This is a genomic window from Actinoplanes sp. NPDC051513 (genome assembly GCF_044454685.1).
In the GTDB taxonomy this organism is placed as follows: domain Bacteria; phylum Actinomycetota; class Actinomycetes; order Mycobacteriales; family Micromonosporaceae; genus Actinoplanes.
In genome coordinates this window covers 291,699-310,973 of record NZ_JBITDW010000008.1, presented here as the reverse complement: position 1 = coordinate 310,973, position 19,275 = coordinate 291,699, and the positions used below count along the sequence as shown (strand labels likewise).

The 19,275-nt window shown below is 70.0% G+C and carries 14 protein-coding genes, 2 tRNA genes and 1 pseudogene; 5 read left to right on the top strand and 12 right to left on the bottom strand.

What is annotated here, in order from left to right; all coding sequences use genetic code 11:
* The first annotated feature begins 20 nt into the window (after window positions 1-20).
* From ACIA5D_RS26805 to ACIA5D_RS26795, 3 genes are all read left to right on the top strand, one after another.
* Window positions 21-91 (top strand) — tRNA-Cys (locus tag ACIA5D_RS26805).
* 13 nt (window positions 92-104) lie between these two features.
* Window positions 105-179: transfer RNA gene (locus ACIA5D_RS26800), tRNA-Val, on the top strand.
* Window positions 180-343: 164 nt separating this feature from the next.
* Window positions 344-691: a hypothetical protein gene (locus tag ACIA5D_RS26795; protein ID WP_396032955.1), complete on the top strand. Its 348-nt coding sequence runs from the start codon at window positions 344-346 to the stop codon at window positions 689-691.
* On the opposite strand, the gene ACIA5D_RS26790 is transcribed toward ACIA5D_RS26795, so the two are convergent.
* Window positions 648-842 carry a hypothetical protein gene (locus tag ACIA5D_RS26790; protein WP_396032954.1) on the bottom strand — a complete coding sequence of 65 codons (195 nt, stop codon included), beginning with the start codon at window positions 840-842 and terminating at the stop codon, window positions 648-650. The two genes, ACIA5D_RS26795 and ACIA5D_RS26790, sit on opposite strands and share 44 nt — an antisense overlap.
* Window positions 843-1,073: 231 nt before the next feature.
* A complete protein-coding gene (locus ACIA5D_RS26785) occupies window positions 1,074-1,790 on the bottom strand; it encodes a helix-turn-helix domain-containing protein (protein WP_396032953.1) in 717 nt (238 codons plus the stop codon).
* Between the two features lie 800 nt (window positions 1,791-2,590).
* Between ACIA5D_RS26785 and ACIA5D_RS26780 the strand changes: the two genes are divergently transcribed.
* Entirely contained in the window at window positions 2,591-4,537 is a 1,947-nt protein-coding gene (locus ACIA5D_RS26780; RefSeq protein WP_396032952.1) for a multicopper oxidase family protein, read from the top strand.
* Here ACIA5D_RS26780 and ACIA5D_RS26775 read toward each other — a convergent pair.
* The 4 genes from ACIA5D_RS26775 to ACIA5D_RS26760 form a co-directional block, all read right to left on the bottom strand.
* Window positions 4,534-5,832, bottom strand: coding sequence for a LuxR C-terminal-related transcriptional regulator (locus ACIA5D_RS26775; RefSeq protein WP_396032951.1), 1,299 nt, complete (start codon window positions 5,830-5,832; stop codon window positions 4,534-4,536). The genes ACIA5D_RS26780 and ACIA5D_RS26775 overlap by 4 nt on opposite strands.
* Before the next feature lie 120 nt (window positions 5,833-5,952).
* Window positions 5,953-6,195 carry a hypothetical protein gene (locus ACIA5D_RS26770; RefSeq protein WP_396032950.1) on the bottom strand — a complete coding sequence of 81 codons (243 nt, stop codon included), beginning with the start codon at window positions 6,193-6,195 and terminating at the stop codon, window positions 5,953-5,955.
* A 175-nt stretch (window positions 6,196-6,370) separates the two neighbouring features.
* Window positions 6,371-6,955 carry an SMI1/KNR4 family protein gene (locus ACIA5D_RS26765; protein ID WP_396032949.1) on the bottom strand — a complete coding sequence of 195 codons (585 nt, stop codon included), beginning with the start codon at window positions 6,953-6,955 and terminating at the stop codon, window positions 6,371-6,373.
* Between the two features lie 437 nt (window positions 6,956-7,392).
* Window positions 7,393-8,682: a plasmid pRiA4b ORF-3 family protein gene (locus ACIA5D_RS26760; protein WP_396032948.1), complete on the bottom strand. Its 1,290-nt coding sequence runs from the start codon at window positions 8,680-8,682 to the stop codon at window positions 7,393-7,395.
* A gap of 138 nt (window positions 8,683-8,820) precedes the next feature.
* Here ACIA5D_RS26760 and ACIA5D_RS26755 point away from each other — a divergent pair, with 138 nt between their 5' ends.
* Window positions 8,821-10,356, top strand: coding sequence for a hypothetical protein (locus ACIA5D_RS26755; protein WP_396032947.1), 1,536 nt, complete (start codon window positions 8,821-8,823; stop codon window positions 10,354-10,356).
* A gap of 31 nt (window positions 10,357-10,387) precedes the next feature.
* Here ACIA5D_RS26755 and ACIA5D_RS26750 read toward each other — a convergent pair whose 3' ends face one another.
* The 6 genes and pseudogenes from ACIA5D_RS26750 to ACIA5D_RS26725 all read right to left on the bottom strand — a co-directional run bounded on the left by ACIA5D_RS26750 (window position 10,388) and on the right by ACIA5D_RS26725 (window position 19,260).
* A complete protein-coding gene (locus tag ACIA5D_RS26750; RefSeq protein WP_396032946.1) occupies window positions 10,388-11,596 on the bottom strand; it encodes a hypothetical protein in 1,209 nt (402 codons plus the stop codon).
* A 191-nt stretch (window positions 11,597-11,787) separates the two neighbouring features.
* A pseudogene (locus ACIA5D_RS26745) lies at window positions 11,788-12,054 on the bottom strand (ATP-binding domain-containing protein); the annotation flags it as partial.
* A 429-nt stretch (window positions 12,055-12,483) separates the two neighbouring features.
* Window positions 12,484-17,016: an AAA family ATPase gene (locus ACIA5D_RS26740; protein ID WP_396032945.1), complete on the bottom strand. Its 4,533-nt coding sequence runs from the start codon at window positions 17,014-17,016 to the stop codon at window positions 12,484-12,486.
* 42 nt (window positions 17,017-17,058) lie between these two features.
* Window positions 17,059-17,895, bottom strand: a complete 837-nt coding sequence (locus tag ACIA5D_RS26735; RefSeq protein WP_396032944.1) for an SAM-dependent methyltransferase — start codon at window positions 17,893-17,895, stop codon at window positions 17,059-17,061.
* 733 nt (window positions 17,896-18,628) lie between these two features.
* Complete coding sequence (locus tag ACIA5D_RS26730; RefSeq protein WP_396032943.1) at window positions 18,629-19,045, bottom strand: PIN domain nuclease; 417 nt, start codon at window positions 19,043-19,045, stop codon at window positions 18,629-18,631.
* Window positions 19,036-19,260 (bottom strand): hypothetical protein, encoded by a 225-nt coding sequence (locus ACIA5D_RS26725; protein ID WP_396032942.1) that lies wholly within the window; start codon window positions 19,258-19,260, stop codon window positions 19,036-19,038. Before ACIA5D_RS26725 ends, ACIA5D_RS26730 begins: the two co-directional genes overlap by 10 nt.
* Window positions 19,261-19,275 lie beyond the last annotated feature (15 nt).

Below are 19,275 nucleotides of genomic sequence, written 5' to 3'. Positions count from 1 at the left end.
GGTTAGTGCGGGGCCGACTCGGTGGAGTGGCCGAGAGGCGAGGCAACGGCCTGCAAAGCCGTGTACACGGGTTCAAATCCCGTCTCCACCTCGGCGAAAGCCAAGGGCGATTGGCGCAGCGGGAGCGCGCTTCCTTGACACGGAAGAGGTCACTGGTTCGATCCCAGTATCGCCCACCATAGTTGGCAGTGCGCGTACCAGCGGGCTTGCGTCACGGTCGGTAAGGGTCAGCCCGTCGAGGGCTGGCCCTTCGTCGTTTCGGCCGAGCGGGAGTTTGAAGACGGGCCGGACGAGTCATCCCCGCGGATCGCGGACTCTAGCCGCTGCAACGAGGGACGACCGAGTGCCGGACTATGACCTTAATCGCCTCGGTTCGCGTGCTTTCGAGCAGATGGTCGTCGCGTTGGGCCGTCCTGAGCTTGGGCCGGGCGTTCAGGTTTTCGGTGATGGGCCAGACGGTGGCCGCGAGGCTACCTACGACGGGACGATCAACTGGTCGGCCGCCGCGGTCGGCGTTCCCGGTGGATCCGAGGTGTGGGTGGGGCACACCGTGCTCCAGTCCAAGTTCCAGATCAAGCCCAAGCCGCAGCCCCAGGACAACGCGGTCTGGCTCCAGGGCGAGATCAGCAAGGAGATCGGCCACTGGATCAAGGCTGCGAAGGCCGGCCGACCGCGAGGTACGGAAGCGTGACCGGCCGGGTGTCGAACTGCACCCAGCACACGCCGCCCGGAGCGAGGCAGGCACCGATCCGGGAGAAATACTCGACGATGGCCGTCCAGTCGGCGATGTGCTGGAACACGATGAGGCTGTACACCAGGTCGACGGCCCCTGAGCGTCCCACGGCTGGTGGGACAGGAAGCCGCGGACATTATCCCGTCCGGCCCGCTGCGTGTTCTCGGCCAGTTTGCGCAGCATCGTCGGCGCGATGTCCACAGCCAGCGGATCGAACACCTGCCCCTGAGCGACGAGTCGCCGGTCCTCGGCGACCCGGTCAGCGAATGGGTATGTCATCGCTACCACCTCCGTTGGCATAGGACCAGGGTGGCGGCGACCGGCGCCGGGTGTCGTTCGGTCAGAGCGCAGAGGTGTTAGCAATGCGTGCGAATCTGCGGTATTCCGCCGGTGGCAGTCCGTGCGCGGTGCGGAAGGCCCGGCTGAAGTCGGCGGCGCTGGCGAAGCCCCACCGGGTCGCGATGGCCACGACCGGGTGGGCGGCCAGGCTCGGATCGGTCAGGTCGCGGCGGCACCGCTCCAGCCGTCGCGACCGGATCCAGCCGGCCACGGTCAGCCCCTCGTCGTGGAAGAGCTGGTGCAGCGACCGCAGGGAGACGTGGTGGTACGCGGCGACGCCGGCCGGGGACAGTTGCGGGTCGCTGAGGTGTTGCTGGATGAAGCCTTGGATGGTGACCAGCAGGGCGTGCCGGCGGGCTTCGGGCGTGCCCCAGTCGCTGACGTCCAGTTCCCGGGCCAGCCGGGTGGCGAGGATCTCGAGTGCGGCGGTGGACAGCCGGGCGGCCTCCGTCGGGGTGTAGTCCTCGACGTTGCCGGCCAGTTGGAGCAGGAACTGGGCGGTCAGGTCGCCCATCCCCGCGGTGGCCGGGATGCGCACCGCGGTGAGGTGTTTGCGACCGCTCGGCGACAGGGGCAACAGGGAGGGCGGGAACATGAATGTCATGACCCGGGTCGGCCGCTCGTCGACACCGCAGGAGACTTCGTACGGCCGGCGGGTGTCGTAGAACGCGAACTCCCCGACGGACAGCCGAGCCTGCCGGCCACCCTGATCGACCACCGAGGTGCCGCCGGCGCGCCCAGCCCGGCCTGTGTTTTTTGATCTCGCGGAGGACGGCAAGATCGCCCAGATCACCGACTTCTGGCCGGACTCGTACGAGCTCCCGGCCAGTCGCGCTCATCTGGTGGAACGCTACTGACGGGCCGGCGCCTCTTTCGCCGCGAGCCGAACCCGGATCCGGAGTTCAAGCTGGCTCGGGCGAGCGATTCAGCGTCACCGTACAACCGGCCCCGGGTCCGGTCCAGACAGGCGGCCGCCCAGTCATTCTCGGCCGCAACGGCAGCGGCCGCCCGGATGCACGCGTCGGCGTCCGGGTGGCCGGCGACAACCGCCAACTCCGCGGCGGCCGCGTGGGCGTAGCCGGCGTGTCGCCCGCCACTGAGCGGCGCCGTCAGGGCGGCCTCGACAATCGCGGCCGGTTCGGTGTGGTCGCCGGTGTGGATCGCCACGCGGGCCGCGGCGAACGCGTCCGGCCTGGCCGGATCAGGCTGCACGAGCTGCTCAGCTAACCGCAATGGATCGGTTTCGCCACCACGCTGGCCGGCCTGGCGGTGATCAGCCTGGAATAGGCACTCACTTCGGTAAATTGCCTAACGGGCGCGCCCTTGGGGGTTTCTGGTCTGCCACAACCAATTGTCAGGGTGCGTTGTCAGGTACTTCACTGTATTCGAAAGCCGGCCCCCGTCGGCGGGCGGATCCGCCGGAGATCGCAGATGGCCGCACTCCTCAAGCGCCGGCTGTCCGCATCGCCAGGCGGCGCAGCGGATGACCATGTGCATTCTCGAAAAGGGAGCCCGCGCATGCCTACTCGACGGCAACTCCTCAAGACGGGCGCCATTGCCGGCGCAGCCACGCTCGTTCCGGCGGGCGTCCTTTTGCGCGGTGGAACCGCGCTGGCGCAACCGGTCCCCGGCGGCACGCTCGACCCCACAACCATTCCCAAGTACGTGACGCCGCTGTTCGTCATTCCGGCGATGCCGGCCGCGGGCTCGACGTCCGGGGTCGACGGCTATTCGATCGCGGCGAGCCGGTTCCGGCAGCAGATGCTGCCGGCCGGGTTCGGCTCGACGACGGTGCTCGGGTTCGGTTCGGTGACCGACGTCCGGACGTTCCACACACCCGGTTACACGATCGAGGCGAGCGTCGGTCGTCAGGTCCGCGCCACGTGGTGGAACCGTCTGGTGGACGGCCAGAACAACTTCGTGCCGCACCCGCTGACGATCGATCCGACCCTGCACTGGACCAACCCGCCGGGTGGGGTGGACGGCCGCGACGACACCCCGCACGTCACCTCGACGCCCCCGCCGTACACCGGCCCGATCCCGCTCGTCGTTCACCTGCACGGTGGGCACAGCTACGAGGAGAGCGACGGGTACCCGGAGGCGTGGACGCTGCCCGCGGCGCGCAACATCCCGAGAGGGTACGCCACGGTCGGGTCGTTCTGGGACCGGTTCAGCCAGGAGGCCGCGGCCCGGTTCGGTGGCCAGTGGCAGCCGGGAAAGGCGGTGCTGCAGTACCCGAACGACCAGCGTGCCACGATGCTGTGGTACCACAGCCATGACCTGGGCATGACCCGGGTGAACGTCCAGGCCGGGCTGGCCGGCCTGTACGCCTTGCGCGGTGGCCCGAGCGACCTTCCGGACCGAGTGCTGCCCGGACCGGCGCCGCGGCTCGGCGACCCGCGTGGCACGCGCTACCACGAGATCCCGCTGATCATTCAGGACAAGTCCTTCAACTCCGACGGTTCGCTGTTCTTCCCCACCAGCCGCGGGTTCTTCGGCGACACGCCACCGAACGGACCGTGGATCCCGTACACCGACACACCGCCGTACTGGAACCCGGAGTTCTTCGGCAATACCAATCTGGTCAACGGCAGCACCTGGCCGACCCTGACCGTGGAGCCGCGCAGGTACCGGTTCCGCGTGCTCAACGCGTCCAACGCCCGTACCTACCTGCTGAAGATCGTGACCAATCCGCTGACTCCCCGGCCGGCGACCGCGGCGCTGCCTATGTGGATCATCGGCGCGGACGGCGGGTTCCTCCCCGCTCCGGCGGCCGTGAACACGGCCTGGCTGGCCTCGGCCGAACGGCTCGATGCGATCGTCGATTTCACCGGTCTGCCGGTGGGCACGAAGCTGTACCTGATCAACGAAGGCCCGGACGCGCCGTTCGGCGGAGGTGAGCCGCCGGAGGTCGAACCGTCGGACCCCGGCACCACCGGCCAGATCATGCAGTTCGTCGTCGGCCCGCTGGCCGCACCCGACACGAGCGTTCCGCCGAGCCAGTTGCGCCTGCCGCCGGTCACGCCGCCGCGAGCCGCCTCGGTCACCCGGAGGCTGTCCCTGAACGAGATCACGTCCTCGTTCTTCCCGGACGCGCCGATCTTCGCCCTGCTCGGCACCATGAACGCGGACAACACCCCGAACCCGCTGCACTGGGATGCGCCGGTCACGGAGCACCCGGCCGCCGGCGCCACGGAGATCTGGGAGCTGAACAACTTCACCGATGACGGGCACCCGATCCACGTCCACCTCGTACAGTTCCAGGTGCTCGACCGCCGGCCGTTCGGCGGCAGCGCGTCCGCCCCGAACAGCTGGGAGACGGGGACCAAGGACACGGTGATGGCGCTTCCCGGCCAGACGACCCGGATCAAGGCGACGTTCGACCGGCCCGGCCGGTTCGTCTGGCACTGCCACATCCTTGACCACGAAGACAACGACATGATGCGCCCGTACCAGATCGGCTAGAGCGTCCGCCTCGTTGGCTGGGTAGTGCCATTCCCGCGTACGCGAGCTTGCTCCTCCAGTGAATCGATCAGGCCAAGGGCGTGCGCGACGCCCAGGGAGCCGGCCCGATTGTGGGTACCGAGCTTGCGGAACATGCGCGCCTGCGTGTTCTCCACGGTCTTGATGGCGATGCCGAGTGCGCGGGCGGTCTGCTTGACGGTGTGGCCGCGGGCTATCGATCGTAGGATCTCGGCCTCTCGGGGAGTGAGGTCGGGCAGTCCGGAGCCGCTGGTCGGGCCGGGCTGCTGGTTGAGCAGGGCGCGGGCCTCGCTCGTATCGAGGGTCACGTATCCGCGCGAGACGACGGTCAGCACGGGTAGCAGGTCATCGGGTATCCGGTCGGCCGCGAGGATCGCGCAGACACCGTGCAGGAGGAGGTCGGCGAGCTCTGCGCGGCACAGTGGCGCGGAGTGGACCAGGACGGTCGGCGTGGCGCTGTCGTCGGCGCGCAGCCGGTCGGTCGAGCCCGGATCCAGGAGGACCAGCACCACCGGGCCGCGCTGCGCTTCGTCCCATGGCTTGCCGACGATGCGCGGCGCGATGTCCTGCTGGACCGCGACTTGGGCATGCAGCAGGACGATCAGCGTGATGAGGCGCGTGGCCGGGTCCGACCCGCGCAGCACGACGAGCAACTTCCCACCGGCGATCCGGTCCGGCGGCCGGTCGTGCGAATGGTCGAGCAGGCCGAGGCCGACCACCCGGGCGACCGCCTCGCCCTGGTAGCCGACGCGCAGTTTCCGGTAGACGCGGCGCTTGGCGTTCTCGACCGCGGCCGGGGTCAGGTGCAGCAGCTCCGCGATCCGGGTCGCGGTGCAACCGGCGGTGACGAGTGCGATGATCTTGCGTTCCTGCTCGTTGAGCGAGCCCTCGGACACGTCGTCGCTGCGGTCGACGAACCGGCGCAGCACCAGCAGAAGCGCGTCGAGGGCCTGGGTGGCCGGAACCAGGGCGTTCGCGCCGGCCTGCCGGGCGCATTTCATCTCATCGGGGGAGAGCCGGTCGTAGACCACGATCGTCCGAACATCGGCACAGCGTTGATGGAACCGTTCGAGGGAGCCGAGGCTGGCGCCGACGTCGAGGCCGACGTCGAACACCAGGATGTCGGGCCGTGCCACCTCGCACAGGGCAGGCAGGGCCGCCTCGGCGTTGTGTCCCACCACCTCGAGCCCGGGAGCACGGTCGAGGCTCGCGGCGAGGCTGTCCCGGAACAGCCGTCGATCGGAGCTGATCGCAACCCGGACGCGGCGGTCACTCATGGTCGCGTACATAGCCACTTCCACCTGACGCTCAGCGGTGGCGTCACCTGGACACATGGAAGTTTATCTAAGTCTCTGGGGGTCGGGCGAAAGCGGATCGGTGGAGAAAACCCTTGGGGGTCACGCGATGCCGAGGTAGCTCTCCTGGATCCGTTTGTCGGCGAGCAGTTCCCCGGCCCGGCCGGAGAGAGTGATCTGGCCCGTCTCGAGCACATACGCGCGCTCGGCCATCGACAGCGCCGCGTCCACATCCTGCTCCACCAGCAGAACCGAGGTGCCGGCCGCCGCGATGTCCGGCAGCCGTTCCAGGATCTCGTCGACGATCAGCGGCGCCAGCCCCAGCGACAGCTCGTCGATCATCATCAGTCCGGCTGGCTCATCAGGCCGCGGGCGATGACGCACATCTGCTGCTCGCCGTGCTCACTGCCAGGGCGCCGCGCATTATCGGCGGCAAATCCGGATGCGCAGTGGGATCTTCGCGATTCAGCGTTGGGCTCCGGCAAAACGATATGGGAGACGTGCATTGTCGTTTCTGGTGTCAGCCGGACCGCCAACGGATGTGGCCGTTGGCGGCCTCGGCGTACCAGCCATTGATGTCTGTGTCGTTGGTCAGGGCATCGGCCACGTCGGCCAGCATGTCGGCGACGCTCCACCACGCAGGTTCTCCGGTGAAGGCGTCGTCGTTGTATTGCACGCCGACGCAGCCGTGTGCCGGTCCTTCACGAAGGTCGAGAAACAAGTAGTTGCCGCCGAGGTCGTGCGCGATGGGCAGCCAGCTGGGCAGCCACGGTATGTCGGTGCTGGTACCGGCTGGCTCGCTGTCCTGCTCCATCAGGTCGGGCCAGTAGCGAGCGAGGTCATTGGTCAGCGATCGGTGACTGTCCAAGGCCAGGGCGGTCGAGGCCGGCGCCCAGGCCACGGGAACGTGCAACGGGACCGGGCCGTACCTCTCGGTGCCGTCGCACAGTCGCCACCAAGCCAGCTGGTCGGTGGGCAGGGACCTGCCCGTCGCCTGCTCCACGGCTTCGATGTCCTTCTCGTCGGCCGGCCCTCGGAACTCCCCACATACATCGGGGTGATGCTGGGCGAACCAGCCGAAGATCATCCGCCACGAGCTCTGCACTGGTGCTCCACAGGTTCAGCATGCCCGACGAACTCAGCTCGAATGACCAAATCCGCCGCGGTCAGATAGGCAGCACAGCCCCATCCATATCGGCGGAGCCGGACAACCCGAGCTTCGCTGATGGCGGAAGCACGGACGGCGGCAGATCCGTGCACGTGACTAAGTTGGCGACGCCTCGTCTGGCTACGGATGGTTACCCCGTGTTGTGGTCGGGCGTGAGTTGGCGGCTTCGGCCGAGATTGGTGGTCCTCGTCCATCCAGGTGCGGTGTGTGTGTCGCAGGTCGTGAAACCGGAAGCCGGGAGGAGCGGTTCCCAGCCGTGGGCGGCGTGGCCGTCGCAGGCGGGTCGCCAGGTTCGTTCGATGAAGGTGGTGCGCCACAGCCACCGACCGGCCTGGCTACAGCTTGAGGGGAAGCCGATCTCAGCTGGTCGAGTCTCAGGCGGTCGTGGTTGCGGCGAGTATGACGGCGTCGAGCCGGCGGTTGGCATCGGTTGTGTCGAAGTGCGCCGGGTCGAAGTCGCTGCCCTTCTCGATGCCTAGCCATTCGAGCAGGTGCTGATGTTCGGGGTGGGTGGGGTCGGCCAGTGTGTCGATGAGATCGGCGTAGCCGTGGACACCGCCGCAGTCCTCCGGTGGGCAGGCGCGGGCGCCGGCGACACAGGTGGGGTATCGGCCGCCGGGCTCGGCGGTCAGCAACTGTTCCAGCACGATCGCGTGGTCCCAGCTGTCGCCGAGGTCGTACTCGTACCTGAAGGTTTCGCCTTCTTGAGCGGCGAGATCGCGCAGGGTGGTGCGGCGTTCGTCCTGCAGTGGGAAGTCGAGGTCGGGGACGCCGTAGCGGCCGCTCGGGTGGATGAACATGTGCAGGTGTGAGTTGGTCCAGCCCATGGCGGCTTGAATGACCCGGTCCAGCCGGTCGAGGCGGATCGTCGCGGGTACGAGCACGCGCCGCCACACCGGCGGGTCGATGTCCAGCAGTGTGATCTTGAGCTGGGCGATCTGGTCGCCGGGCGCGACAGCGCCGTACCGGGAGCGCAGCGCCCCCTCGGCCAGCGTCGTCAGCCGCAGCACTCCGGCCGCGGCCTCCTCCTCGGCGAGCGCTCCCAGGCTCACCAAACCGGCCACGACGCGGCGTACGTCGTGGCCGGTCGACTCGCGCAGGCGAGCCAGTTGCTCGCCGGTGGCTTCGTCCAGGTAATAGCGAGCGCTGAGCGCGGACCAGACCTCCTCCTGCACCACCTCGGTCGGCGCGGCGCCACCACCATCCGCGATGCCACCGAAAAGGAAAGCGATACCGTCAGCGAAGTTCTCGCCAAGCAGCGATTGAAACCACCCGGATGGGCAGGCTGCTGGCCCGAGCTCGTTGAACGCGGCGAACATGACTGTCCACAGCTGGGCCGGCCGATCGATCAGCCGCTGGTTCTTCTTCACCGGGACCAGCCGGCCACGGACTTGGCGGACGAGTCCGGCGGCTTTGGCCCAGGCCACCACGATTGCGAGGACAGGCAGTTCCGCGCTGCTACGCGTACGAAATACCCGCTCACCGATGACAGGATCGATTTCGTCGCCGGTATCGAGAAGGCTGACCAGATGCCGGGCATCGGCCATGGTCAGCTGTCCGGTCTGGGTCAGCTTGCGACCCTCGCCTACCCAGCGTGCGAAGGCAGTGACCTGCCGTAGCGCAGGTGCGGACGCTGCCGCGGCGCCAAGATCGTCTTCGGACATCGGCATTCACCCTTTCGAGCGTCAGCGGTATCACGGGCTGCTGGGACAACAACCGTACGCAGGTCTTCGAGGTCGTCCACCGGCGGCTCGGCGCGGTGGCGCTGTAGTCGGGAGAGGCGACCGCGGTAGGGTCGCGCGGTGCCTCGCTTGCAGCAGACGGTGATCGACGAGTTCGTGCAGTGGGCTTCGGCGGCGGGGCTTGTCCTGAGCGCCGGGGCCGGCACTGAATGGCGGGAACGGATCACGATCCTGCTTCAGGGCCGCGCGCAGTACCTTGACCGGCCGGATCCGACCCGGTGGCGCAGCGGCGACGTCCACGACCTGTTCATGACCTATGTCGTGCCCCGGCAGGTCGACAACTGGGATCTCGCCGCGCAGGGACTGGACACGATCCGGGCCTTTCTGCGTTTCCTCGACGCCGCCGACCGGCTGCACCCCGCCAGCGTCCGCGTGCCGACCCTGCTCAAGGAGGTGGACCGGCTCGGGGCTCGGTATCCCGTCGCGATGTCCGACATGAGCCGGTGGCGGCTTGCGAAGCGCGTGTTCCACGCGATCCTCGCCGACGGGATCCCGCTGGACGCCGAGCCGACGGCTCTCGACGCTTGGGCGCAGCGTTTCAACGCCCGGGATGCCGAGGGCCGCCGCGCGGTCTTGGGTGAGTTGATGGACGAGCGCCCCGGCTACGCCACCGGGCATCTGCTCATTCACGATGGACAGGTCGCGATGCTCGGGCGCGGCGCGCCGGCCGCGAAGCATCTGGCGTGGCCGGACCTGGGCTGCGACTGTGGCTGTGAGCAGCAGGCGCAGTTCCCGCCCGTCGTGCTGCCGGAGGCAGCCGACCTCGCCAAAATGGTGGCCACTGACGGGGCCGGCTGGCTGAGCCGGCTCCAGGCCGTGGCAGCGTGGGTCGGCGAGGGCAAGACCGTCGACGATCGCGGCGAGCCGCGCAAGGCGGATGTTCCGGCGCTGCTGGCGGCGCTCGACCTACCGGCCGGCGGCCGTGGAACAAGCGGCACACCGGCTCTGACCCGTATATGGCGGCTGGCGATCGAATTCGACGTCCTTCAGCTCCGCCGCACCCGAGTCGTCGCCGGCTCCGGCGCGAATCTCATCGCGAGCGCACTGGCCGGCTCCGGAGAACCGGGACAGGTCCTCGACTTCTGGTGCGATCTGGCCGACGAGTTGCTGGATCCCCCGGCGCCGGCGGCCGTGCCGAAGAACGGCGAGCACCTACGTGACTGGCTGCGGCCCTGGATGCCCCGGTTCCTCGGAATCTTGTACACCGCCACGGCAACCGGCGAGCCCGCTGTCCTGGACACGATGATCGACCAATTGCTCGACGAGTACGAGCGCCGCCTCCCGCCAGGCGATCCCGCACTGTTCGCCGGGCTGGCCGCCGCCGTAGTCCGCAACACCCTTTCCGACCTGGCCGACCACGGCGCCGTCGCCGTTGCCGGCATCGACGACGAAGTCAACGACCAGCAAGCCGCTGCCGCCGCCATCGGTGTCGCGCCATGGGCGCTACACCCGCAGCCCGGCCTGACCGCGAATCTCACCGATCTTGGCCGCTACCTGGTTCGCCAACGACTCCTCGCTGAAGGCGCACACGCGCCCCTGGCCGGTCACGCGGACGACGCCAGACCGACCGGCCCGTTGGACGCGGTGCTGCCCTGAGCTGCGAACTGCGGGCACAGCGCTTCCGTTGTCACTCGGTGACTCGGGCCATGGGGTTGGGCTCTTCGCGTTCGTCGAGCAGGCCTGGGAACTGGAGTTCGCCGGAGGCGTAGGTGAGACAGCGCTCGGTCAGTTCGGCGGTCATGCCGGTGTGTTCGGCGAGGAAGCGGATCCACTCAGGCAACACCGCGACCAGTTCGGCGGCGAAGTCGTCCTTGTAGAAGTCACGCAGGTGCGACACCGCCGCGGCGACCTTGTGCGGTGAGCAGTACGGGTACAGGCTCGGGCATTCTTGCGGGCCCCAGGACCCGGCCATCTCCGCGGCGAGTTCGCCGGCCCCGGCCGGGCCCTCGTCGGATTCGTCACCAGCCGGCCTGTCGTGAAGGCCGATCTGCCGTAGCCGCCGGGCGAACCGTTCGGCAGCGGTGTCCGCGCTCAGCCGAACGAGGGTGCGCCCGCGGGCTCGGCCGGCCGCTTGCCGTACGGTGCTGCCGAGCCTGCGGGTGCGCAGGAACTCGGCGTACTGTGCCTGGCTTCCTCCACCGAGCCGGGTGTCTTCCAGTTCGCCGGCCAGAAGCGCGTCGATTGTCTCGGTGTCGTCCGCCGGGGTCAGGGCGGCCTCCGCGGCCGAGGGGCCGACGGCCTGCTGCCATGCGGCCAGCGCGGCCTCGGCGGACAGGTGAAAGCCGCTGTGTACGGTGACGACCTCGTATCCGCAGGTGTCCACGTCCCACAGGTACCACCGGTCGGCGCCGTCCGCCGAGGTGAAGGGTGCGACCACGGCCCAGCGGGTGCCGTAACTGTTCCGCGCCCACCGGGCCGGGCCGGTCACCATACGCCCGCGAGCGACCCGCCGCGCCACGTCGGCGTCCAGATGCTCGGCGACCAGGTCTTGCGCTGACTCGCTCAGCGGCGCCGGCAGCACACCGGCGACGACGGCCAGCAATCGCTGCACCATGGTGAGCCCGCTGCCTGAGCCCTCGGACTCGCGCAGCCGCCCGTCCAGCACCGACAGCACGGCGCGAACGAGATCGTCCGGGTTGACGTGGTCCTCCAGCTCGCGGCTCTCGTACTGGGTCATCGTCACGCCGAAGCGAACGCAGAAATCGTCTTCGAGTTGGTCGTCGGACCAGCCGGGAGCGGCGGTAATCAACGCGTCGACCATCGGCCCGGCGGTCTCCATGGCCAGCGCGGTCCGATGGGCGTCGAGCTGGCGCCGGTACTCGAACAAGTCCCGCAACGGGTTAGCTTGCGCGGCCCTGCTCGGGGTCGGCGCCCCGGTGCGAGCCGGGGATCGACGGCCGGACGGCGACTTCTTCTTCCGCTTGCGAGATACGGGCACGGCGCCGAAGCGTACTCGGGCAGGTAGCTGACGCCCGATCGGAGTACCACTTTGGAGGCGCCAGAGCGGCCCGATGATGGCTTCGCGGCCTACCTGGCGAGCCGGTGGGTAAGGGCGGTGTGGCGGCGGCCGGCGCCGACGGTGCGGATGGCGGCGGCGAGGGCGCGGCGGGAGTCGACGAGGACGACGAGTTTCTTGGCCCGGGTGACGGCGGTGTAGAGCAGGTTGCGTCGCAACATCATCCAGGCGCTGGTCGTGACCGGGATGACCACGGCTGGGTACTCTGAGCCCTGGGAGCGGTGGATGATCATCGCGTACGCGTGGGCCAGCTCGTCGAGTTCGTCGAAGTCGTACTCGTCCGCGTCTTCCTCGACCGCAGCGTCCGTGGCCTTCTGGACCACCGCCCCGCCGTAAGCGGCTGCGGCGGCCGACACGTATGGCATGACCGACGTCGATAGCCCACCAAATCCACCCTGGTCACCGCCCGGCTACAATCCGCTACCACGGCAGGTATAGCACCCTCCGACAACGGGCTCACTGGTAAAGCTGGACTCGTCCATGGGCTCGGGATGATCGCCCTCGGCCTGATCACCACGCGGCGCGCCGTCAACCGGGCATAACGGACCGGGGTCCTGCTTCGGGTGGCAGGACCCACCACCACGACGGGCCCGCTCAACCGATGCACGGGAGGCGCCGTGTACCCCACGTAGGGCACCGGCGCCTCACCGCGCCGACGGCGAATCTGGCTACGCATGTTTCTCGCCGAGTTTGCGAACGGTACACGCTCAGGCCACACGGTCGATCATCATGGTCGCGCCGAGGAGCACACCGCCCTCGTCGCGCACCGGGATCGTGGTCGTGCTGAGCACCCGGCGCTCCCCGGTCGACGCGATGATCGTGATGTCGCGGCGGATCGGGGCGGTGCCGTGGCCCAGTGCGGCGAGGCCCGACTCGGCCCGGAACGGCGTGCTGTCGGCGTCCACCGGCGCGAGCACGTCGAGCAGGTCCAGCAGGGGTGCGCCCGGCCGTACCGGCAGGCCCGTCACGTCTTCGGCCGAGGGGGAGGCGCGTCGCACGGTCAGTTCGGGGCCGAGCAGGATCAGGGCCGCCGGAAGCTCGTTGAACGTCGCGTCGAGGAAGCGGTCCGCCTCCATGAGGCGGGCCTGGGTGGTCGCGTTCTGCAGGGCGATCGCCGCCTGGGTGCAGAGCACGTCGAGCAGTTCGATGGCTCGGTGCTCGAACGCCGCGGGTTGCCGGCGATCCAGGTAGACGACCGCCACGATGTCACCGTCGCGGACGATCGGCACGCACAGCAGCGCGTGAGGCCGGTGACCGAGCAGGTACGGGTCGTCGGCCAGCTCGGCCGGCAGGCTGTCGATGGTCTCGCGAACCGGGCGGCCGCTGCGCCGGGCCGACCGGATCACGGTGAGCGGAAGGTACTCGGCCATCGGCTCGCCCGGCGCCGATACGACCGACACCTGTGTGTGATCGGTGTCGGCGACGGCCGCGAGCCATAGGCCCGACTGACCCGGCAACAGCAACGCGCCGTGGTCCGCGCGGCCGTGCTCGACGAGCAGTCGCAGCACTGTGGCCACGAGCGGCTCGAGGCGTGACTCGGCGCAGATGCTGCGGCACGCGTTGACGACGGCGAGGAGGTCGAGCTGGTCCAACAGGCGCGGCGCTTGCGTGGTCGCCTGGTCGAGAGCCTCGTCCAGATGCGCCACCTTCGCACCGGCCCGCCAGTCGTCGTACCGGCTGCGGGCAAGGCGGAGGTACGCCACCGCGCCGTCGAGATCCTGGCGGCTCAGCGCCTGGAGGCCGGCACGCTCGGCGGCCAGCGCCTCGAGCCCGGTCTCGCCCCGTTCGCGGGCCGCCTCAACGGCCTGCTGGTAGGCGGAGACGGCCTGGGCCGGATCGTCGCTGAGGCGGGCCTGCTCCGCGGAGAGCAGCAGTACCATGGCGGCGAGGCCCGCCCCGCCGGCCGGGGCGAGCATCGCCTGCGCGGCGGCCAACGCCGCGACGGCCTCGGTTCGGTCGCCCGGCACGGCCACGTCGCACCGGGTGGCGTGCGCCAGGGCGCGGTAGAAGCCGGCCACCGCGACCAGCAGGCTGTTGCGTGCGCCGGGGTTGCGGGCCAGTGCGCCGCCGGCGTCGATCGCCCGCTCGTGATCACCCTCGATGGCGGCGGTGGCGATCTCCACGGCGAGGGTCGCGGTCGAGACGTGCACGGCACCGCCCGTTCGCGCTTCCGTCGCGCGCCCGCTGGCCGGTGTGACCGCTGCGGCCGGGTCTGGCTGCCCGCGCAACCGGTCCACCGCCCCGGTAAGGATCCCGTGCAGCCGGCCGACGGCACCGGTCGCGTACCGCTCGACGGCGAGCCGTGAGCCCTCCAGTTCGGCGGCGAGCAGGTCGAGGGGGACGCCGGCGGTGACCAAGCGGTACGCGACGTGGAGCACCCGGTTGTGGAGACTCTCCGGCACGTCGCCGTCCTCCGCCGCAGTCAGGAAGGCGCGCCTCAAGGCCTCGGACGCCGCTGTCGCGCTCGCCATCCACAATGGCCGGACGTACGCGACGACGGGCTCGACCCGGGCGGCCACCTTCGGTGACATCTGGAGCGCCACGCGAGCGGCCCGCGCGGCCGTCCGCTCGTCGAGTGCCTCCTGCTCCGCCTGCCCGGCCGATCCACCGCCGGCCCGGTCGGCAAGGGCGGCGGCGTAACAGGCGAACACGACGGCCGCGGCGGGGCTCACCGCGATCGGGCGCGCGGAGCGAGGGGCATCGGTCGTACCGAGGACGAGCCGCACCCCCGTCGCGGCCAGTAGGGCCGCCGGGTTCTCGCCCATCGCGTCCAGGGTCAGCGCGTCGGCGATGATGTCTAGCGCCAGTTGCTCGCTCCACGACGGCGGCGCCTCGGCGTCCACCATGGTGTCGACCGCGCCGTCCCCCAGCCGGGGGCGCAGCGATGCGACGGCGCCGGCCAGCGCGGCGTCGATGCCGGGCTGGTCGCGCGGCACCGTGATGCCGAGCATGCCCAGCGCCTCCGCGGCCGCGGCGAAGGCCGCCGCCCGGTCGCCGTCGATCCGCCGCCATCGCGTGCGCAGGGCCCAGAGCCGCACCCGGTCCAGATCATCGGCGGCGTACCGGGCCGCGAGTTCCGTCATGGACTCGGCCGCCTCGCCCGCACCGGCGTCGCGCATCGCCTCGGCCGCCGCGAAATGCACCGCATAGGCCAGTTCCGGCCGGTGCGCCCAGGCGTCCGGCGCCAGGGAGTCGACCGCCGCGCCGAGATGGTCGCGGGCGGCGGTGATCGCGCCGACCCGGTAGGCCCGCCGGCCCGCCGCAAGCCGGAGCTCCGCCACCCGGGCGCGCCGGTCGCCGGCGATGTACGGGTCCGCGCCGGCGAGCTGGGTGATCGCCAGCTCGGGGACGACCGCGGGATCGTCGAGTACCGCCCGGACGATCGCCGCCCGTACCAGCGCGGTCTCCTCGTCGGTGAGGGTGGCGTGGAACTGCTGCCGGATCGTCTCGTGGGCCCACCGGTACCCGCCCGAGCCGTCCGGAACGAGCAGCCCGTCACGCAGCGGGTCACGAAGCCGGCCGTGCACGTCCGCGGCGGATCGGTCGGTCACGGCCGGCAGGAGGCCGGCCGGCACCGCCACGCTCATCGATGCGGCTCGCAGCAGCCGGTGCACCTCGGCGCCATACCGCGCCAGCCCGGGCTGCGGGGCCGCCGCCGGGGCGTGCTCGCTCGCCGCCTCAACCTGCGCGGCGCTCCACTGCCACGCCCCGCCTTTGGTGTCGAACACCAGCCGCCGCCGATCGTGGAGCTGGCGCAGGACCTCGACCACCACCATCGGATTGGACCCGACCTTCGCGGCGACGACGCGAGCCAGCTGTGTGGCCTGGCGCAGTTCGGCGTTCAGGAGGTCGGCCAGCAGCTCGGCCAGCGCCGCGTCGGGCAGCGGGCGCAGCGGCACCGTCACCGCCTGCACATCGCCGACCAGCCCGCGCAGCAGTGCCGCGACCGGGTGCGATTCGTTGACCTCACGGGGCGTGTACGCCAGCAGCAGCAGGAGCGGCTCGTCGTGCAACTCGTGGAACACCTCGGCCAGCAGATGCAGGCTCGCCGGGTCGGCGCGGTGCGCGTCATCCAGGGCCAGGACCAGCGCCCCTTCCTGATCGGCGACCGCCGCGAGGAGCCGCCCGACGGCCAGCCGCAGCCGATGCCGCGCGTTTGCACCCTGCTCCGCGTGCTCGGCCGCGGTTGGTCCCTGCTCCGCGGGCGCGGCCTCGTGCAGCAGCGACCCGAACGCGGGTACCAGCGTCAGCAGCGTGCCGGCTGCCGGGCCGAGCGCGTCGCGCAGCGGTACGCGCCACCGCTCCGGCCGTCCGTCCGCCTGCATGAGCAGCTGGTCGGCCAGATCGTCGAGCAGCCGGGTCAGCGTCGGGAACGGCGCGTCCCCCGGGCCGGCCGCCGTCCGGGCCGCACATCCGCCGTCGCGGATGAACCCGTCGGTGACGTGTCCGAGCAGCGCCGTCTTGCCCAGCCCTTCATCGCCGGTGATGCTGACCGCGGCCGCCCCGTTGCCGGCGGCGACCCGTTTGTACACACCGGTGACCCGGGCCAGCCGGTCGCGGCGGCCGTATATGCGGCCGCTGGTCACCAGGCGGTCCGGCGTGTCCCATCGGCCGAGCGTGAACTGCCGCGGCGACCGGCCGGCGGAGCCCGGGGCGACGGTCAGCTCGTCCCGGCACCGGCGCAGATCCATGGCGGCGCCGCGCGCAGTCTGGTAACGATCCTCCGGCGCGACGGCGAGCAGTTGACCGATGATGTCCTCCAGCACCGGCGGCAGCCCCGGCGACAGCGTGGCCGGCCGCACCACCTCGGCGGTCAGCTGGCGATGCGTGCGCTGTGCCGGGCTCTCCGCGGGGATCGGCGGCGCTGCGGTGGCCAGCTCGAACAGCAGCACACCTAGCGCGTACAGATCGGTCCGCCCGTCCACGTCGCGCCAGAACCGCGCGGTCTGCTCCGGAGCCGCGTAGTGGACGTATCCGACCGGCGCCGCGTCCACCCCGATCAGGTAGGCGCGGTGCACCTGGTTGCCGGGGCCGCGTTCGACGATGATCGTGTCCGGGCATACCGCCGCGTGGAGGCCCTTCTGTTTGTGCCACCGTTCGAGCGCGCGGCCCAGTTCGGTGCCGAGCCGGACGACCTCCTCCCACGGCATCGGCAGGCCGGCCGGCGCCAGCCGTCGCAGGCGCTCCGCCGGGCTCGCCCAAGCAGCCGGGCCCGGATCGGCGGCGGCGTTGCCACGCATGGGCCTCCCTCGGGCTCGACCGGCGTTCCGGGACGGCGGGCGCTAGCCCTCGAGCGACAGACTCGGTTTGCGGGCGACCGCGGCGATTTGCGCGACGCGCCTGGACGGGTCGGCCTCCTCGGTGTCCTGCGGATCCGGCCGCCACTGGTTGACGTAGACCACGCCCGGATCGAGCAGTTCCATGCCGGCGCACAGCGCGGCGACCTGATCCCGGGTCCGCAGTGTCGCCTCGGCGACGCGCTTCGAGTACGCGGCCGTGGCGGCGTCGGCACCGGCGGGTGCGCTCCCGTCCTCCGAGTCCGCGGCGTGTGAGATGACCATGTAGCTGCCCGGCACGACGGCGTCGCGGTAGCTGGCGACGATCGCGGCCGGATCGTCGCTGTCCGGGATGAAATGGAGGACGGCGACCAGCAATATCGCGACCGGCACGGTGAAGTCGATCAGATCGTTCACCTCGGGCATCGCCAGGATCTCCGAGACGTCGCGCAGGTCGGCCGAGAAGCCCTGGGCGTTGTCGTTGCCGGCCAGCAACGCTCGGCAGTGCGCGACGGCAACGGGGTCGGTGTCGATGTAGACGACCTTGGACTCGGGTGCGGCGGCCTGGACGATCTCGTGCACGTTGCCGACCGTGGGAATGCCCGAGCCCAGGTCCAGGAACTGCCGGATCCCGGCGCCGACGAGAAAGCGCACGGCGCGGCGCATGAACGCCCGATTGGCCCGCATGATGACCGGCAGCTCCGGCATAATCCGCGTGATCTGCTCGGCCACCTTCCGGTCGACCTCGAAGTTGTGCCGGCCGCCGAGGTGGTAGTCGTAGATGCGCGCCGAGTTCGCGCGGCTGACGTCAATGGCTTCCGGTGCCCAGAAGGGTGGCTCCACGGACAGAAACCCTATCTAACCAGCTACCCACGGTAAATCGTCCGTAACGGTAACTGCGTGTCGGCACCGGCCCCTACGAACACACGCGCGAGCGCGCCGGCGTCTGTCCCGGTGGATTCGCGTGGACCACTGCTGCCAACGTCTCGGCGAACTGCCGGCTGAGGAGGTTCCACCACGTCCGGGTTTGTCAACGGCGTTCACTCGACCGCGGACCTCACCGACCTACACGTCGATCTTCAGCTCGCCCCCGCCCTGAGCCGGATGCATGTCATCCTTGAACTCCGCGCCGCGTCCGGGACGTCGGGAGGGATGGCCGGCGTGCTCCCGGATCGGCCTCGTTTGTCCTGGTAGTGGCTGCGTGGCAGGCGGATGTGGGGAGCGGGAGACGATGATTGCTGCCGAACGGCGCAGTGGGGGTCGCGGCTGCTCCCCGAACCGGCTGCCACCCGGGCCCACCTGGTGGGTGCATCGAACGGGCGTGAACGGTGCTGAACGGCTGGCAACGGGTGCGCATACCAAAACGCTGACCTGCCGGAACGACGTTTCGGCAGGTCAGCGTGGGTGACCGGGCAGTTTTGACACGGAAGAGGTCACTGGTTCGATCCCAGTATCGCCCACGAGTCAGTAGCATCCGAACCGCCTGTCAGGTCTGACAGGCGGCTCTTCTGTTGCCGGTCCGGCGTTGAGAGCATGAGCTCTGAGCTGGGCGATGCCATGGGCGGCTGATCACGGCTCAGCCGTCCAGGATTTGGACGGGCTGCCCCGTGATCGTGGCGATGAGGTCGAAGTCCTTGTCGACGGCGAGGACGGTCAACGCTGCCTTCTCTGCCGTCGCCGCGATCAGTAGGTCGGGAATTGACGGGGCGCGGTGCTGGCCGCGGTCTGCCAGGAGCATCTGTACCTGGAATGCCCTGTCCTCGATAGCGGGTGTCAAGTACTCGATCGGCATGAAGGACAGCGGCGGGCGAGCGAACTGCCGGCGACCTGTGTCTCCGGAGCGCGCAGAGTAGCCGAGCTCGAGCCGGGTGATCGTGGAGAGCCGGACCAGCCCGCGACTGATGCGCGCGCTCCACTCGTCGCGGTTCGCCGCTTGGTCGAGTTGGAGGCGCACATACGCGGACTTGTCGATCAGCCAGGCCGTCACCGCCATGCGGCGTCCATCACCGTGGGGTCGGCCAGGTCGGCGAAAACCTCCGCGGATCGTTGCCAATCCTCTTCGGTGACGACCCGCTCACCGGTGGGGCTGGTGCCCTCCTCGAACTTGCGACGCAAGTACTCGTTGCGCGACAGGCCGAGGTTCGCGGCCGCGGCATCGATGCGGTCGACGGCTTCCTGGCTCAGATCGCGTATGAGGATATTGGGCACGAGGGCACCTCCGAA

What these genes read in the sequence shown, in the direction of transcription:
- ACIA5D_RS26775 (WP_396032951.1), bottom strand. Translation starts at nt 5,832, where the DNA reads ATGAGTGACCGCCGCGTCCGGGTTGCGATCAGCTCCGATCGACGGCTG.
- ACIA5D_RS26770 (WP_396032950.1), bottom strand. Translation starts at nt 6,195, where the DNA reads ATGATGATCGACGAGCTGTCGCTGGGGCTGGCGCCGCTGATCGTCGAC.
- ACIA5D_RS26760 (WP_396032948.1), bottom strand. Translation starts at nt 8,682, where the DNA reads ATGTCCGAAGACGATCTTGGCGCCGCGGCAGCGTCCGCACCTGCGCTA.
- ACIA5D_RS26740 (WP_396032945.1), bottom strand. Translation starts at nt 17,016, where the DNA reads ATGCGTGGCAACGCCGCCGCCGATCCGGGCCCGGCTGCTTGGGCGAGC.
- ACIA5D_RS26780 (WP_396032952.1), top strand. Translation starts at nt 2,591, where the DNA reads ATGCCTACTCGACGGCAACTCCTCAAGACGGGCGCCATTGCCGGCGCA.
- ACIA5D_RS26730 (WP_396032943.1), bottom strand. Translation starts at nt 19,045, where the DNA reads ATGGCGGTGACGGCCTGGCTGATCGACAAGTCCGCGTATGTGCGCCTC.